Here is a 16,872-nt window from a genome sequence, read left to right on the forward strand (position 1 = left end):
AATGAGCAAAAAAACACATGCGGTGATTGCCATGGCCCTCAGCGCCGTGATGCTGCTGAGCGCCTGCGGAAGCCCATCCTCAGCAGGCGGGGCTGGCAGCGGCAAAGAAAAAGAAATCAATGTGGCAATATATAAAGACGGCGGCTTTGACGCGCTTGACGCGGCATCCTATAACGGCCCGCATTTCTTGTATAAAATGATTTACGAGGGCTTTACCGAGGATGGCGGCGGCGGCAGCATCCTCCCGTCTCTCGCCACCAACTGGGATATATCGGAGGACGGGAAAACATATATCTTTCATCTCCGGGAAGGAGTCAAATTCTCAGACGGAACGGATTTCAACGCCGACGCCACCCTCTTCAATCTGAAACGGTGGGTAAACGACGATCGTCACGCAGCGCTTTCCTCAACCTATGTTGACAGCATGGAAGCAACCGACGCGCATACCGTCAAAATCGTTTATAAAGACGCTTCCTATCCCATTCTGCTGGAGCTTTCCTATCCTCGTCCCGTCCGTTTTCTCAGCCCCGCCTCAATAAAAGATGAGAAATTTACCCAGCCTGTCGGCACGGGCCCCTGGATGCTCGAATCCTATAAAAAGGACTCTGAGTTTACGCTCGTCCCCAATCCCTATTACTGGGGCGAAAAGCCCAAAATCGACAGAATCCGCTTTAAGGTGATCACGGACGCCCAGGCCAGAGTCATGGCACTGCAAAGCGGCGAAGTGGATATCATCGGCGGTGATCTGGTTGGAAAAATCCCCATGGAAAGCTTAAACGAGCTAAAAAGCAACAGCGACTTTCAGGTCTTCACCAAAGGCACCCTGTGTTCCCACTTCATCGCATTTAATGAGAAAACAGCCGCATTCCAGGATAAAAACGTCCGCCTGGCGATGAACTATGCCGTTGATAAACGCGGTATAGCGGCCGACCTTTTCGATAATAACGGTCTTGAGGCCGGCGGGATGTATCAAAAGGGCGTCCCTTACACGACAGAAAAGAATAATTACGGCTATCCCTACGACGTTGACAGGGCAAAGCAGCTGCTGGAGGAATCGGGCTATATTGATTCCGACGGCGATGGCATACGGGAGAAGGGCGGGCAAAAGCTCGAATTCAAGCTGCTGCTGTCGACCGATGAATTCCCCGAGTGGAAGCCTCTGTCGGAATTCCTGCAGTCGGAATTTACCGCGGTGGGAATTAAAATCAATCTGAGCACGCTGGATAAAAACGGATACGACGAGGCCGCCACAGACGGCCGCGGCTATGACATAGCCTTGATGAGAACAGCCTCCGATTCATGGGTGCCCCACAGCTCCCTTCGCGAGTTGTTCTTTGATCTGGCGGGGCACGATTATGCCAAGGTATGGACGGACGATAACTTGAAATCCATGATCACCAAGGCTCTGCTCACTATGGATGAAAATGCGCGCCAGGCGCAGTATGACAAAGTGTTCTCCTACATAAGCGAGGAAGCCTTGACGATCCCCGTGTACTATCCGATCAGCTCCTTTGCCGTTAACACAAAGAAAGTCGCGAATTTTGAAATTGGCGTCAACAACTACGCTCCTGTCGAATGGAGCAAACTTGATATCAAATAGAAAGTTGGAAAATGCTATATGTCTCGAAAAGAAAAACTGTTAAAAAATTGGACCGAAAGCTCCGCGAATTACAGCAGCAGCATTATAAATGAACTCAACTGCTTCAAGCGCCAGGCTTGGCTTGATTTGATCCTGACCAACGCAGGGTCCGATAAGCGGATGAAGGTTCTCGATGTGGGGACGGGCCCGGGCTTCTTTGCCATCCTGATGTCGCTGGCCGGGCACGACGTCACGGCTATCGACTGCACCCAGGCGATGATAAATGAGGCACGGTCAAACGCCGAAAAGTTCGGAGCCGCGGTGGACTTTCGCGTCTCCGATACACAGGAGCTCGACTTTCCGGACGAGTCCTTTGATTTAATAATAAACCGCAATGTCGTATGGACCATTATTGATGCCGAGAAAGCTTACCGCGAATGGCGGCGCGTTCTCAGGACCGGCGGGAAGCTGCTTGTTTTTGACGCGAACTGGAATATCCGCCTCTTCAGCGAAGAAAAGCTGCGCGAATACAACAGGGACAGGGAAGAATTTCAGCGGCTGTATCCCGATACCCCCCTGCCGTATTATTCCGACGAAATGGAAGATTTCAGAAAAAGCATGCCGATGTGCGCGCGTATACGCCCGCAATGGGATTTTGACGCTCTGATCAGAGTCGGTTTCAAACGTATCGGCTGCAATACGGATATCAGAGAATTAATATATGATGAGAAAGAACAGCTTTTAAACAGGTCGACCCCCATGTTTCTTTTAGCGGCGGAAAAGTGATTATGCAAAAATTATAATTCTGAAACCCCAGCCCAGGCTTTTTCATAACAGCAGGGCGGACCGTCGGTCCGCCCTGCTGTTATGCTTTATGAGGCGCGCTGCTGTTCGAGTGCGCATGCCTTGGGGAAAGGCGCGTAATTTGCTGTGGATCACAAAACCTTCTCCAGCAGCCGCGTATTGACCCTTCCTTCGGCAAAGTCCGGGGTTTTCAGGACCTTTTGCAAAAACGGAATCGTCGTGCTGATGCCCTCCACGCTGAATTCATCCAGCGCCGCCAGCATTCTTCTTCTGGCGTGCTCGCGGTCCGTCCCGTGGACGATCAGCTTGGCGATGAGCGAGTCATAGAAAAACGGGACTTTGTATCCATGGTGGCAGTGGGTATCCACACGCACCCCCGGCCCCTGCGGCAGCTCCCACCTCGTAATGACGCCGGGGGTGGGCCGGAAGTTCTCCTCCGGCTTTTCCGCGTTAATCCGGCACTCAATGGCATGGCCGTTAAAGTGAATGTCCTCCTGGGTAAAAGGGAGCGCCCCGCTGTCGGCGACATTGAGCTGCTCCTGCACAAGGTCCACACCGGTAATCATCTCCGTGACCGGGTGCTCCACCTGGATCCTGGTATTCATCTCCAGAAAATAGAATTTGCCCGTGTCCTGGTCGAGAATGAATTCCACCGTACCGGCGCTCTCATAGGAGATGTTCTTTGCCAGCTTTACCGCCGCGGCGCGGATTTCGCTCCGCTGCGCGTCGGAGATGTTGGGCGCGCCCGCCTCCTCGATCAGCTTTTGATGCCGGCGCTGGGTTGAACAGTCGCGTTCCCCCAAATGCACCACATTGCCGTACTTGTCCCCGAGGACCTGAACCTCCACGTGGCGGGCATTGGGGATATACTTTTCCACATACATCGAGCCGTCGCCGAAGGCCGCCAGGGCCTCCGCTGCGGCTTCCTCAAATATCGGCCTGACCCGGTCCCTTTCGTTCTCCGTGATGATCTTCATGCCCCTGCCGCCGCCGCCCGCGGCCGCTTTGAGCATGATCGGGAAACCGATCTGCTCCACGACCTTCAGGACATCCTCAAAGGCGTTCACCCTTTCCGAGCCCGACAGGATCGGCACGCCACATTCCCTGGCCAGCGTGCGCGCGACAAGCTTATTGCCCATCTTATGGATATGGTCCGCCTTGGGCCCGATGAAGATCAAGCCGTTATCCGCACAGGCCCGGGCCAGCTCCGGTTTTTCAGATAAAAAGCCATAACCGGGATGGACCGCCTGTGCGCCGGCCTCCAGGGCCGTCTTCATGAGAACGGGAATATTCAGATATGTAGAGACGGGCGGCGGGCCGACGACGACGGTTTTGTCGGCAAGCCTCGCGCCTGTGGCGTCCTTGTCCGCTTCGGAGGCGGCCAGAACGGTTTCGATCCCTAAAACGCGGCACGTCCGGATGATCCGAACGGCGATCTCGCCTCTGTTGATGACTAAAATCCGGGATATTTTCATTTCTTTCTCCTTAAGCCGTCGGGCCTCCTACTTTATTTTGATGGAGAAGAGCGGCTGATCCGGCTCAAGCACCTCCTGGTTTTGCACGTGAATCCGGGCAACCTCTCCATGCGCCTCGGACGTGATCGCGTTAAACGTTTTCATGATTTCCAGAAGCCCCAGGGTATCGCCTTTCTGCACGGTGTCGCCAAGCTTCACATACGCGGGTGCGCCCGGCTCGGATTGGGCATAAAAGATACCGTAGCTGGGAGATTTGACGATAAATATCCCGGCCTGCTCCGATACTGCACCCGAGGGCGCGGCCTCAGTCCCGGTCTGTTCTGTGGGCGCCGGCACCGGCGCTGCCGTACCGAGAGCCGGACTGTTAATTTCGGCGGCGGGGGCGTCGTTCGCGGGAGCCCAGGTCTGGGCGGCCGGTATTGCCGCCTGGGGCAGCGTCTTAGCCGCGCTTGCTTCCGTGCTTTCACAGACGCCGTTTTTGCCGATGGCAATCTTCACCCCGTCGCCCTCCAGCCGGAGATAATCAAACGAGGACTTTTCCAGTTTATCGATCAACGCGGTGATGCCGTCGATATCGCTGCCGTCAAAGATGCCCAGAATATTATTGCTCATTTCATTAAACCTCCGTTTGTTAATTGCTCTGTCTTTTCAGAACAAGCGCTTTGCTGCCGTATTGAACCTGGACCTGCGTGACGTGCTCCTGTTTGCCCAGATTATTGATAAGGTCGAGGATCGGAGAATCGACGCAGGAGAAGGTCCTCCACGGGCGCTCCCTTGTCGCCTCGCGCATGACGTCGATCTCCTTTGTTCCGTTCATGATATAGCGGAGAAGGAATTCTTCGTCAGACAGGTTTTCGCCGAACTGTTTCCGGAATTCGCTGAGGGGCTTGTTCTGCTCCTCTTCCTGCGCTTTCGTCTTGGCCGCCAGCTCCTTGGCGCGAGGCAGGCTCAGGAAATAATCCTTCAGATTCTGATCCATCTCCAGATAGCCCGAATCCTCACTGTAATTGCCCATCGCAAACTGTATAAATTCGTCGATGACGATCTTATAGCGCTCGCCCAGAGCCACGTTGATCGCGGCCTGCGTGACGACGAACTGGGAATAGGGCGTGATCATGTGCGGTTCGCCGGTTTCGGCACAGACCCTGACGACCTCCTCAATGACTTCGTCCACTCTGTTTTCAAGATGCAGCTCTTTCAGCTGGTGTGTAAAATTGGAGATGACGCCGCCCGGAATCCTGTGCTTGTACTGCGCGACCTTGTAGCGCGTCGGCCCGAAGGTGGGGAGCCCCGCTTCCCGGGCCATGCAGTAAAGCTTATCGGAGACATGCTGCAGCCGTTCCAGATCGAGATTGACCTCATACCCTAACGCCCTGGCATTCTCGGCCACATTGAATACGGACGGCTGGGCCGCGCCCTCCGCCAGCGGCGGCAGCGCCACGTGGAATCCGTCGCAGCCGAGCTTCATGGCCTCGACGTACACCGGGTCGGCGAGCCCCGTTGTGCAGTGGCTGTGGATCTCCGTGAGAAGATTGCCCGAATTCGCCTTCATGATGTTGTATACGCGCCGGACGTTGTCAATGTCTAAAAGGCCGCCGGCATCCTTCAGATACATCACGTCCGCCCCGTAGTCCACCATCATCCTCGTTTTTTCCGCGTAGTAATCGTCGGTATGCCTGGGCGATATGTAGTAGCACAGGGCGAAAGCGACCTCCAGGCCCAGCTTCTTCAGGAAGGGCACGAACCAGTGGTAATGCTTATGGCCCATGACGTTGCCCGTAATCTGGACCCGCTGCAGCGCTCCCATTTCCGCAAGCTTTCGTGTAAACAGCTCTACGGCTTCCCTGTTGAAGTTGACAATATCAAAAGGCCAGAGGGAGGGCTGCAATATGCAGCCCTTTTTCGTCCGGGGCGCCTTCTCGGCAAACATCCGGGCCATCGCCCAGGGGTCTTCCTTCAAGTCGCGGACGACTTTTTTAAATTGCAGCTGCATCAGCGGACAGCACAGCGAACGAAAGCCGGCCTTGTCGATATCCTCCAGCACGGCTTCCATCATGCCGACAGGCATGCCGGCGGCCCAGTTGCTCTGCGAGCCGTCGCGGGTGGTGGTGTCAATAAAATTGAGCACTTTCGCCATAATTTGCACCTCTTTATGTTAATTTGGTTAATCCCAGCGGGCGGAACGGTCCTTGCTGTCAATTTTCCCTGTTTAGTCCATGTATGAGGATAAATCATTCTCTCCTTCTGCAAGCGCCGCTTGCAGGGTCTCCGTATCCATAACGCGGCCGAAAAAACGGCTGATGTTACGGAGGGTCGCTCTGTGCGCCTCTTCATCAAACGCGCCGTTGGCGTCGCTCACAAAAACGACCTTATAGTCTCTCATAAACGCGCCCCGGGCCGTACTTTCGCAGCAGACATTCGTCACGGTTCCGGTGATGATGACTGTGTCGACCCCGCTCAGGCCGCGGACGTTTTTCAAGATAAGCTCCAGATTTGTATTGTAAAACGCATCGTAGCGGTGCTTGAAAACGACCTGTTCATCCATCAGCGGTAAAAGCTCGCCGATGATTTCAGCTCCCCACGTCCCCTCACGCATTCCCTTTTGCATAAGGACGGGCTGATAGCAGACCTCCAGCGGTGAAATATTGAAGCCATCCTTCAACAGGGTCTTCGTGTAAATGACCGGAATACCCAGCCTGCGGCAAAAGTCAATGAGCCGTTTTATATTTGGCACAGCTTTCAAGGGTGTGTCGTTATAGTAGAGGACCCCGCCCGGCTTCAGAAAATCATTCTGCATATCGATGACAATCAGGGCGCACTTTTCTCGTCTGATCCGCCAGGGGATGCATTTTTCACCGTTATCCGGCATACTGTATTACCCCCATGTTTAGATATGAATACAAGTGGTATACCACTTGTATGGCACAATCATCCTATCTTGTTTAGCTCATTGTGTCAATTATCTTTTATTCTACCATTTATTTTGGTAGGAAATGATAATGCCCGGGTTATTCAATTACGATGCCGCTTTTCGCTATAGTAAAAATTATGAATTCGTGGTATATTGATTTATCAGTTCGACGATTTCATTCGTTTTTTGAATTGGGGTAACGGGTTTGGAAAACAGAACAATTTCAAAACAGCAGCTTGCCTACGACAAAATAAAAGAGGCAATTATCACCGAAAAATATAAAGCCGATCAGCTCCTTTCAACCCGGGAGCTGAGCACGGAGCTGAATATCAGCCGGACGCCTGTGGCGGCGGCATTACGGCGTCTTGCCTACGAAGGCTTTGTGGACGAGATTCAGGATAAGGGCATGTTTGTATCGCGGGTCCAAATTGAGGATTTTATAGAATTATATGAAATCAAAATGGGCATGGAGGGCGTCGCGGCAAGGCTTTGCGCCGTCAGAAAGACGGACGGGCTGATCAGGCAGCTTGAAGACGCCCTGCTTCAGTATGAAACGGAAGTCAAAAAAGGGAATTATTTAAAAGCGGTGCAAAAGGACAATGAATTCCATGTCTCGTTTATCGCGGGCGCGAAGAATACAAGGCTCGAAAACTACCTGCGTATTGTTTTGGAACAATGCAGCCTCGCCGTTACCCTCTCCGCTTCGGATCCGATTCGAATGGAGACGGTGATACTGCCCGCCCACAGAAAGATCTTTGACGCCATTGTCGCCGGAGAGCCCGACCTTGCGGAAAACGCCGCCAGGGAGCATGTGGTGGATGTACAGGATTTCTTCACTCAATATCAGATCAAGCACCATTACGTCCTCAAATAAAATACGTGAAAAAACAGGAAGAACAGTATGGTATCTATAAAAACCAAGCTGTTCTTTTTTAATTCGCAATTTTCTCAGAGCATTAACACACTTTTAATTCCCACCGCCTGCATAGCTCAAAAACGGCGATGTTGTCAAAGGAGCCTGACACATCGCCGTTTTTGTCAATAGAAGGGCTTCCCGTTTCAAGTTAAAATATAAATTACAGTGTTATAAAACCACGCCAAGAGCATCCTGTTTTTATCGTTAACGGAGGATAATTTCGTGAAGAACCTGCGGAGGTTTTTATCAGAGCATAAGCACTTTTATCTGCTGATACTGCTGCTCCCCGTCTTAATTTGGTTTAAATATCTGGAGATGACGCTCATTCCTAAATATATCATACATACGACGCTCGATGATCACATTCCGTTTGTCAAAGAATTTGTTGTTCCATACTTGCTCTGGTTCCCCTATATTGCCTACGGGGTCCTATACACGGGAGTGCATTCCCGAGAGGATTTTTGCAAGCTCATTATATTCCTTGGAGGCGGGATGTCGGTCGCCTACCTCGTCTGTATGATTTTCCCGAATGCGCAGGATTTACGGCCGAGCATTACGCAAAACGATCCCTTCTCCGTACTGGTGAAGCTGATATATGCAACGGATACGCCAACCAACGTGTGTCCAAGCGTCCATGTCATCAACGCCATCGCCGTAAACGCCGCTCTGCAGCATTCCGGAGCGTTTGCCGTAAAGAAGTACAGAAAACCCTGCTCCCACACCCTAACAATACTGATATGTCTTTCAACAGTATTTATCAAACAGCACTCGATCGTGGATGTCGGGTGGGGAATATTCGCAGCAGCACTGTTCTATCTGTGGTTATATGTATTTCCAAACAGGAAAAACAAAAACGGTCCTCTACATAACCGCAAACCTCATAGCGTTCAGATCAAGGAGTGATACGACATGGAAGCCACGTTTCCAAATAATGTTCTTGTGTTTATTCTGTTCTCGATTGTGAATACGATTCTGTCTCTCAAGGTCCCCCCAAAGCTTCTGGATTACAGAAGGTGGCTTTACAAAGCGAAGAAGTGGGAGGCTAACGGAACCGTCTACCAGCGTATCTTTAAGGTGAAGCGCTGGAAAGACGCATTACCTGAATTGAGTGATTTTATTAAAACCATCTTTCCCAGAAAGCGCATTGCAGCATTTGATAAAAATCATATGCAAAAATACCTTCTCGAATCCTGTCGTGCGGAGCTGACCCATTGGGGTATTATTCTCTCATCATTCCTGTTTGGAATTTGGAATGATTTTATCAAAACAGCCTTGATGGTCCTGCTCGCCATTGGTTTAAATCTGCCGTATGTCATCATACAGCGTTATAACCGGCCAAGGCTTATCAAGTTTATTGCATATAGCGACGAAAAAAAGGCTAACGAAAATAAAATCGGTGGTATGTCCACAAAAGATGGTAATATGAGCAGCATTTTGTTTATTTCAGCAGATGATACCGGTCATGGTCATAAGAGCATAACACAGGCCCTGCGGCAACAAATAGTCAAACTGAATCCAAACATACAGGTTTCCATTGTAGACGGGTTCTCCCTGGGCAAAAAGATAATGCGTGTAATAAGTAAACTCTATAATCCGCTCATCGTCAGCGTCCCTGCATTGTGGGGCCTGATTTATCGGGCAGGAAATCATTCCGTGAGGCTGATCAACGCTTTTGTATCAAAGAATATAAAGAGCAATCTGATTCGGTGTCTTGAAGAAATCCGTCCGGATGTCATCATTCCTGTTCATGGCGTTTATGTGGGCTCTATCCTGAATATTTTGGAAAAAGAAAAAATAAATATACCCGTTATTCCCTTCATCGCGGACTTTGATAATGTCTCCAGCCTTTGGGCGGACAAACGGGCTGAATATACTCTATGCCCCAGCGCGGAATCTAAGAAGACGATGCTTTCATTGGGGATTCCGGAAGATAAATTACAGCTTGTAGATTTTCCAGTCAGAGAAGCTTTCTGTGATCCGTCTCCTGCCGCTCCAAGAGAAGGGCGCATTTTGGCTGAAAACGGGGCGGCCATTCTTTTGATCAGCGGAAGTCAGGGGTCCTGGCGCACATTCAAAATGGCCAAGGCCCTTTTAAAAGGCAGTAACTGCCATATATCAGTCATAGCGGGAAACAATGTATCCCTGAAAAAATATTTGGAAAAGAAATTATCGCTTTATATTGGCAGCCGCATCCAGGTTTACGGTTTTACAAAAGATATTAAGAAGCGCATGCTTGAAGCGGATATTCTGATTGTCAGGGCCAGCCCCAATGTGGTAATGGAGGCCGTCACTTTGTGCAAGCCGATCATTGTCGTTGGTGCATTAAAGGGCCAGGAAGAAAAAAATCCGGAATATATTGTGAAATACAATTTAGGGACTATCTGCGAGAACATTAAGGAACTTCCCATGGTGGTGTCTGAGCTGCTTTCACAAAATGGAAAAAAGCTCAAAGACATCTATGATAGCCAAATCAGATTTAGAAACCTCCATGCGGCGCAGGATATCGTTGAGTTTGTTACCCGCAATGGCCGTAAAACCGCAGGGGGACGTGCTCGGCGTTCTGAATCCGGCGAAGATACGTTCTGTGTTATGGAAAAAAGTAATGCCAATTAGGCGCCTGACGATATTGAAACAGGCCATGCGAAAGGACTGCCCATCAGGCACATACGCATCGCCAGCCTAATTTATGATGTATAGCTTTTCTCCTTTTGTCTCCGATTTTCCAACTCGTTTTGTATACTGCCGTCAAATACATTGCGCATTTTCTCCAAAAATTCCGAAGGGTCTTCCTTCATGTCGCTGTTTGCCCAACGAACTATAAAGGCAACGAAAGCCGTAGCAAAAAACGAGGTGATAAACTCCCATTTATCATATTCCGCTTCTATATCGACTGCACCCTCAATTGCAGAGATAGAAATGCTCCTTATATATCCATGCAAATATTCCGGAAAAGAATTTTGTCCGCTGGTGTTGAGCGCATTTCTGTAGAAGGTTTTGTTTTGCTGCATATAACAGCATAGATCCCTTAGTCCGTCCGTCCAAGACGCAAATACATCATCGGTCGTGATGATGCGGGCTGTTTCGGTATAGTAAATCCAATTCATAAGATCATATTTGTCCTTGAAATGGTAATAGAAGGACTGCCTTGCCAAACCGCAGCCCCGAACGATGTCGGCCACATTGATTTTACTGAAATCTTTTTCTGCCATCAGCTTTTTCAAAGAATTTGCAAGCGTCATTTTAGTTACATTCGCATCAGGCATTACAGGCCTCCTTTGGCTTAATTCCGCTGACTAACCCATTTCCAATTAAACAGACATGCTCGCGGTTAATATAACATTAGCCGCGAGCATATTATACCATATTCTTAGCCGGCTTTATGAGTAATAATACTCAATCGGTTTTGGCACACTGGCACATATATTGTAAAGGTATTGGAATTGCAGTCCGTAAACGGTTAAATGTCAGATTGGTGTCTTAGCGGTTTGCCGATACTTTTTGCAACTTACGACAATCTAATATTTTACTTCTTGGGGCAGTATTACTGTTTATAGCACGGGTTTACTAAGGGCTTTCTTTCTTCTTGATTCCTGTTATACTTAAGTAGACGTGTAAAGGCCCATTGACTTGCCCCCGATATTGCTAATATCGTTACAATATTCATGGGTGATATGTATGCAAACAACCAGAGTTCTTCTACTTTTACTTGCTATGACGCTTGGTCTTTTGACCTTATCGGGCTGCAACTCCATCAGTCCCGGACCGTCTGGCGGCTCAGCCTCCGACGCAGGCGACGTTAAATCAACCGGCACGCAGCCTTCCTCAGACGGCAGGGTTTACACACTGACCGTCCAGAATCATGATCCTGCCACCAGCATCTGCGGACAGTATGTCGAAGCGTGGGGAAAGGTGGTCGAGGATGCTTCCGGCGGACGCATCAAGTTCCTCTACTTCCACGGCGGTTCCCTCGTCAACGCGGATGGCGCCGTTAACGCCGTTTTAAGCGACACGGCTGATATCTGCTGGAGCGCCGCGTCTATATATTCCGGCCAATTCCCGATCTCCGAGTTCATTCAGCTTCCGCTGTCCGGCATCACCTGCGCACGTATGGGCTGCGATGTGATGCAGGATATGTTCAGGGAAATTCCGGCCTTCCAGGCTGAATACAGCAGCTTTAAGATCATCATGCTCGGGAGCTGTACATACGCCCCTATCAGTACAACCGATAAGAAGCTGGAAACCGTCGGCGATATCCAAGGTCTGCGCATCCGCGCCCCCGGTTCAACCTGTGCCCTGTGGTGCAGCTCCGTCGGGATGAGCCCTTTGACGGTTGCCACTCCCGACACGAATGATATGCTGGAAAAAGGCGTCATTGAAGGCTGCCTGAACGACTGGCATAATATATCGGCCGGCAAGCTTTACAAAAATTTTAATTATATCATGGATTTTCCAACGCCCGGCTCTCCGATCTTCATGCTGATGAACAAGAAAAAGTACGCGTCCCTGCCGGCCGATCTGCAAGCCGTCATCGACCGGTATTCGGGCGGATACGCCTCGACGATGGCCGGTATCTATTGGGATTCAACCCGCGCGTGGATCTATGATCACGCCAAAGAGTACGGTATTGAAATTTACCAGCCGTCCAATGCGCTGTACACATATTTCACCAGCAGCGCAGTCCGGGAGAAGGTTCATACGCAGTATGTCGAATACCTGAACGGCTTCGGTCTTGACGGGAAAGCTATTTACGACAAATGCATGGAAATCGTTTCCCGGTATTCCTCCAAGTATGCTGATCCCTGGGACAAGAGCGTCAGCATTGACGATTTCAAGGGCTGAGATAATCAAGTCCGCCTGACTTGACCTTCGGACCTGATGCAACGCCCGGTAAATCGCGCGTATAAAATCGCAGGCTGCGCCAAAATCGCGCAGCCTGCTCTTATTTTGAACTTCGAAATGCAATGAAGCCTTATTTCAGAATTTTTGATAAATAGACGGCGAGCGTTGCCCGGTCACGGACGTCAGTTTTATCATAGATCTTTGATACATAGTTTTTGACTGTACCTTTCGTAAGAAATAGCCGCTCGGCTATTTCACAATTTGTAGCGCCTGCTGCCAGCAGACGGCATATATCAAGTTCACGTCCTGTCATTTCCTGGAGAAAAATTCTGCTGGCTTCGGAGCGCGCCTCAGGCGGCTGAACCTTCCCCATATAGGCCGCCAATGCGGACATCACCTTGTTATCCAGCGTACTCTGCCCTTCCAGCACGCTCCGCACGGCGTTTACCAGAGCCTCACGGCCGGCGTCCTTCAGGATATACCCGTCTGCGCCGTTTTGAATCGCGGAGATGATATTTTTCTCATCATAGAAGGTTGTCAGCACTAAAACCTTAATATGACTGTACCGCGCCCGCAGTTCCCGAATGAGCTCAAGCCCGTCCATGCCGACCATTCTGAGATCAACCAATGCAATATCGGCATTGCGGTTTTCAAGAATCGTCAGCGCTGCGGCGCCATTCGTCGCCGTTCCCACGACTTGAAAGTCATCTTCCATAAAAAAGATGAGCTCGAGACTCTCCAGCAGAAGCGGCTCGTCGTCTACCAGAATAAGCTTCGCAGTCTCTTTCACGTTAATAAGCCTCCTCAATCGGAAGCCAGATTGTCACGGTAACCCCCGGCCCGCTTTTAAAAGTCATATGGCCGCCGTTGGCTTTCAGGTACGCGTCGATTTTCTTTAGCCCGAAGCCCTTGTTTTCTCCCGACTCGGGCGGCGGCTTTCCGTTGCCGTTATCGGCTGTCACCATTTCAATATAATCGCTGACGATACTGATGTTCAAAGTCACATCGCCCGCTTTCCCATGCTTGACGCTGTTTGTCAGGCACTCCTGCGCGGCACCATACAGGAAACGAGCCTGTTCCGCGTTGATGCTCATGCCAAGGATATCTCTGGGCATATCGCCAAAATTATTGTGAATACGCACATTGGCGTCCATTTCGAATTGCCGGAGACAAATGGTCAGCGTTTTCACAAGATCCCCCAGAGATACCGAGGTGTCCCGGCTATCCACAAGCCGGACGCTGTCCCTGATCACCTGGAGGCTCTCCCGCATACGCTCCCCGGCTACCGCCACCTTGGCGTCAGCCATTTCTGTGCTGACGCTACGGATGGCCTCCGCCGCCTCAATGGCCATGATCGCCGCGGTGATCGTGTGCCCGACACTGTTATGTATATCGCGGCTTATTTTCTCCCGCTCTTCATAACGGGTGACCTTTTCGGTCATGGAATTTCGCAGCTCCAACAGCTCCTTTTCCTGAGTCACGCGGTGGATATTGAGCATGAGGTCGGATGTTCTGGTGCTGAGTATCCAAAATACGACCGCAAAACACAGGTAAATAAAGATTCTGGGCAGCGCGGCAAACTGAATAATATTTCTGATTCCTTTGAACGGTTCAAGGATCTGCGCAAACATAATGAAATTGCTGAGGATATGAGAAAAAAAGATATTGACTACCGATTCCGCGCAAACCACGGTCATAAGGCGCTTGTTATAATACAGTGCCGCCACCACCGTCGGGAAAATCAGGATCAGCATCAATTGAAAAGTAAAAGCCGCATAACACAGTCCCGAAGCAATGACCGAGCAGGTCAGCACGGCGTATTTGACCCACGGCTCCTTTATGCCAAGCACATCAACAATTAGCGTCGGCAGAAGAAGCGGGGCAAGAATCAGAGCCAGCATCCGTCCGAGTGTAAAGCCCGGCACGTACATCACATAGTATTTGCACAAAATACCGATCAGTATCATGATATAAAGCTCAATGCGAGATACTCTGGACGCAAGGAGATTGACCGCCGCTTCGTTTTTTTTCAGCAGCTCTCTGTAAGCTTCCAAAATATAACACCACACAGTCTCAAATATAATATTGAGTCAAGGCTTCCCGCTGAAGACTTAGTCTGGGTGTCAACGCTGATTGATGATTATTATTGTATCTTCCTTGTCTCCCATGTTCAAGTGATTTCAGTCACAAAAATGTTTGCCGGTGCGTTCGGTGCTGCGCACGTTTTTTTCTGTTTTTTGCCGCTCCGAGACACTTATTCCAAATCATTCAGCACTTGACGCTATGATAATATTATGTTATCATGCAATAAGTATCATTAATCATTTTATCAAATATGACGGCAATCCTTACAGGTACAAAACCGTCTATAACACTGCAGCATCATAGATTTGGGATGACGAAAAGGATGCGATTTTTATGTGTCAAGCTGACCCCGGGCTTCGGGATAACCCGAATCTTCAAACATTCAATATTATGTGTTTATGTAAGAAGGCTGATCCTTTTCATTACGATAAAAGCGCAGATCGGACCGCGTTGCACAATTGGTTTACCCGAAATCTATTAACAGTGGAGAAGTACGAGAAAAAGGCAAAAACAGACGATCTGATTTTTTATTCTCTGATAATCACGGCACATTTTGAACCAAGTATACCATATATTAAAAAGGGTCTTATTTCATTGTTCGACTGCCTGGGCTACAATAAAGAAGTCATAACTTTTAATAAAGAAGATATACTTTAAAAACCGGCAGGTGCATAAACCGTTTCGGAGGATTAAAAATACCGCGGATTACCCTTTCAGGGCGATTCGCGGTATTTTTAATGTTATGGGAAGGCTTTGGAGTTCTGTTTGCCCTTCTTTACATGTCCCCAGATTGATTATCGACGCTTCATCGTCAGGCGCACATGAAATGATCATATTCCACAAAAACGCCGACAAAAGATTGTAACCGCAGTCCTGTTAAGTTGTGACTACGGTCACTTCCCATTGCTGTGGAACCCCCGTTATAATTCTTCTCGGTATAATTAATATACCGGAATCTATCTAAGGGGGATAATTTGTGAAAAAGGTATATTCAATCATCGCATTGGTACTCGTGCTCGCATGTATCACCTCTCTTGCCGCTTGCGGAGGGACTTCCGGACCGGCAGCATTGACGAGTGGCGGGGCTTCCGCATCAGCATCATCGGACGGAGGGGCTTCCGCAGGGACGAAAGCATATCACATTGGTGTAAACGTCTGGGGCACCGCGCCGGTTCTTGCAGCTTATGGGGATGAGGAGGAATACGCCATCAAGGCAATCGGCATGACGGATGACCGCGCGAGCGACGACAACAATGCCGATAAAGAGCTGCAGAATATTCAAAACTTCATCTCGGCCGGCGTGGACGGTCTGTGCATCCAGGGTGCGGGAGCGACGACGGTTCCGCAGATGGGTACTGAAGCCAAAAACGCGAAGGTTCCCTTTGTGCTGAGTATCTTCACGGGTACGGAGGATGTCCGCGCAGAGCTCGTCAAATCGAACGAGTATTACATGGGTGCCGTCGCATCCGACCTTCAGGCGGACGGACGCATTCTCGCCGAAAAAGCGCTTGCCGACGGCTGCAAGACTGCGTGCATCATCGGCGGCAACATCGGCGACCTCAATATGGACAACCGCTCAAAGGGCTTTACAGATGGATTTAAGGCAGGCGGCGGCACAATCCTCGCGGAGGAGCGCTGCACCGACAATAGCGGGGCGTTGGCGAAGGCTTCGAGTATGCTCTCCGCAAACAAGGAGGTCAATTGCATCTATATTATGGTCGGCGACTATGTCGAGGGTACCTTAACCGCGCTTGACACGCTCGGCATCGAGGGCGTAAAGTGCTACCTCTCCGCCGTAAACGGGGGGAGCGCGAAGTATATCGCGGACGGACAGATCGTTGCGGGAAGCGGCGGCACCACGCTCAGCTGCACCGTTGCTCCGACGCTTCTGATGAATGCGCTTGACGGCCACCCCATCAAAGACACAAACGGCCAGGCGCCTTTCTTCCAGATACCCACATCGCTCGTCACAAAGGACAATGTGGACGCGTATGTCAAGGTATTCTGCGCAGAGGGGGCCCATCCCGTGTCGGCTGACGTACTGAAATCTCTTTGCTACCGTTATAACCCGCAAGTAACATATCAGACGTACGTCGATACGATCAAGAACGATCTTACCGTCGACGCCATCATCAAAGCGAGCGGGAAATAAGAACTGCTTGTGCCGGGCAAGGCCTGCTTGCAGCAAGCTTTGCCCGGCCCTCTTAGGATGCTATATTAAGCAGTCTCCAGCGACTCTGCCGCCGCTACCATCGGTCCGGGG

At 50.2% G+C, this 16,872-nt stretch carries 14 protein-coding genes; 7 read left to right on the plus strand and 7 right to left on the minus strand.

Going from position 1 to position 16,872, the window contains the following annotated elements:
• Position 1 precedes the first annotated feature (1 nt).
• Together BUB60_RS06535 and BUB60_RS06540 are read left to right on the plus strand one after the other, a co-directional pair.
• Positions 2–1,600, plus strand: a complete 1,599-nt coding sequence (locus BUB60_RS06535) for an ABC transporter substrate-binding protein (RefSeq protein ID WP_073076895.1) — start codon at positions 2–4, stop codon at positions 1,598–1,600.
• An 18-nt stretch (positions 1,601–1,618) separates the two neighbouring features.
• Positions 1,619–2,365 (plus strand): class I SAM-dependent methyltransferase, encoded by a 747-nt coding sequence (locus BUB60_RS06540; RefSeq protein ID WP_073076898.1) that lies wholly within the window; start codon positions 1,619–1,621, stop codon positions 2,363–2,365.
• 149 nt (positions 2,366–2,514) lie between these two features.
• Here the strand turns inward: BUB60_RS06540 and BUB60_RS06545 are convergent, their stop codons facing one another.
• The 4 genes from BUB60_RS06545 to BUB60_RS06560 form a co-directional block, all read right to left on the minus strand.
• On the minus strand, positions 2,515–3,858 hold the full coding sequence (locus BUB60_RS06545; RefSeq protein WP_073076901.1) for an acetyl-CoA carboxylase biotin carboxylase subunit: 1,344 nt from the start codon (positions 3,856–3,858) through the stop codon (positions 2,515–2,517).
• A 27-nt stretch (positions 3,859–3,885) separates the two neighbouring features.
• Positions 3,886–4,470 carry an acetyl-CoA carboxylase biotin carboxyl carrier protein gene (locus BUB60_RS06550; RefSeq protein WP_073076905.1) on the minus strand — a complete coding sequence of 195 codons (585 nt, stop codon included), beginning with the start codon at positions 4,468–4,470 and terminating at the stop codon, positions 3,886–3,888.
• A gap of 19 nt (positions 4,471–4,489) precedes the next feature.
• Positions 4,490–5,995 carry a hypothetical protein gene (locus BUB60_RS06555; RefSeq protein WP_073076907.1) on the minus strand — a complete coding sequence of 502 codons (1,506 nt, stop codon included), beginning with the start codon at positions 5,993–5,995 and terminating at the stop codon, positions 4,490–4,492.
• A 72-nt stretch (positions 5,996–6,067) separates the two neighbouring features.
• Positions 6,068–6,727, minus strand: a complete 660-nt coding sequence (locus BUB60_RS06560; RefSeq protein WP_073076910.1) for an isochorismatase family protein — start codon at positions 6,725–6,727, stop codon at positions 6,068–6,070.
• A gap of 247 nt (positions 6,728–6,974) precedes the next feature.
• On the opposite strand from BUB60_RS06560, the gene BUB60_RS06565 reads away from it, so the two are divergent.
• From BUB60_RS06565 to BUB60_RS06575, 3 genes are all read left to right on the plus strand, one after another.
• Complete coding sequence (locus BUB60_RS06565) at positions 6,975–7,643, plus strand: GntR family transcriptional regulator (RefSeq protein ID WP_073076913.1); 669 nt, start codon at positions 6,975–6,977, stop codon at positions 7,641–7,643.
• A gap of 264 nt (positions 7,644–7,907) precedes the next feature.
• Positions 7,908–8,588 carry a phosphatase PAP2 family protein gene (locus BUB60_RS06570; protein ID WP_073076915.1) on the plus strand — a complete coding sequence of 227 codons (681 nt, stop codon included), beginning with the start codon at positions 7,908–7,910 and terminating at the stop codon, positions 8,586–8,588.
• Between the two features lie 6 nt (positions 8,589–8,594).
• Positions 8,595–10,298: a glycosyl-4,4'-diaponeurosporenoate acyltransferase CrtO family protein gene (locus tag BUB60_RS06575; RefSeq protein ID WP_073076918.1), complete on the plus strand. Its 1,704-nt coding sequence runs from the start codon at positions 8,595–8,597 to the stop codon at positions 10,296–10,298.
• 71 nt (positions 10,299–10,369) lie between these two features.
• On the opposite strand, the gene dhaS is transcribed toward BUB60_RS06575, so the two are convergent.
• Positions 10,370–10,948 (minus strand): dihydroxyacetone kinase transcriptional activator DhaS, encoded by a 579-nt coding sequence (gene dhaS, locus BUB60_RS06580; RefSeq protein WP_073076920.1) that lies wholly within the window; start codon positions 10,946–10,948, stop codon positions 10,370–10,372.
• 412 nt (positions 10,949–11,360) lie between these two features.
• Here dhaS and dctP point away from each other — a divergent pair, with 412 nt between their 5' ends.
• Positions 11,361–12,524, plus strand: coding sequence for a TRAP transporter substrate-binding protein DctP (gene dctP / locus BUB60_RS06585; RefSeq protein WP_084726303.1), 1,164 nt, complete (start codon positions 11,361–11,363; stop codon positions 12,522–12,524).
• 130 nt (positions 12,525–12,654) lie between these two features.
• Here dctP and BUB60_RS06590 read toward each other — a convergent pair whose 3' ends face one another.
• Both BUB60_RS06590 and BUB60_RS06595 read right to left on the minus strand, forming a co-directional pair.
• Positions 12,655–13,314, minus strand: a complete 660-nt coding sequence (locus tag BUB60_RS06590) for a response regulator (RefSeq protein ID WP_242941163.1) — start codon at positions 13,312–13,314, stop codon at positions 12,655–12,657.
• A gap of 1 nt (position 13,315) precedes the next feature.
• A complete protein-coding gene (locus tag BUB60_RS06595; RefSeq protein ID WP_073076924.1) occupies positions 13,316–14,578 on the minus strand; it encodes a sensor histidine kinase in 1,263 nt (420 codons plus the stop codon).
• Between the two features lie 1,043 nt (positions 14,579–15,621).
• Here BUB60_RS06595 and BUB60_RS06605 point away from each other — a divergent pair.
• Entirely contained in the window at positions 15,622–16,761 is a 1,140-nt protein-coding gene (locus BUB60_RS06605; RefSeq protein WP_278277481.1) for a sugar ABC transporter substrate-binding protein, read from the plus strand.
• The last annotated feature ends 111 nt before the right edge of the window (positions 16,762–16,872 follow it).

The sequence above is a fragment of the Sporobacter termitidis DSM 10068 genome, assembly GCF_900130065.1.
Lineage (GTDB): Bacteria > Bacillota > Clostridia > Oscillospirales > Oscillospiraceae > Sporobacter > Sporobacter termitidis.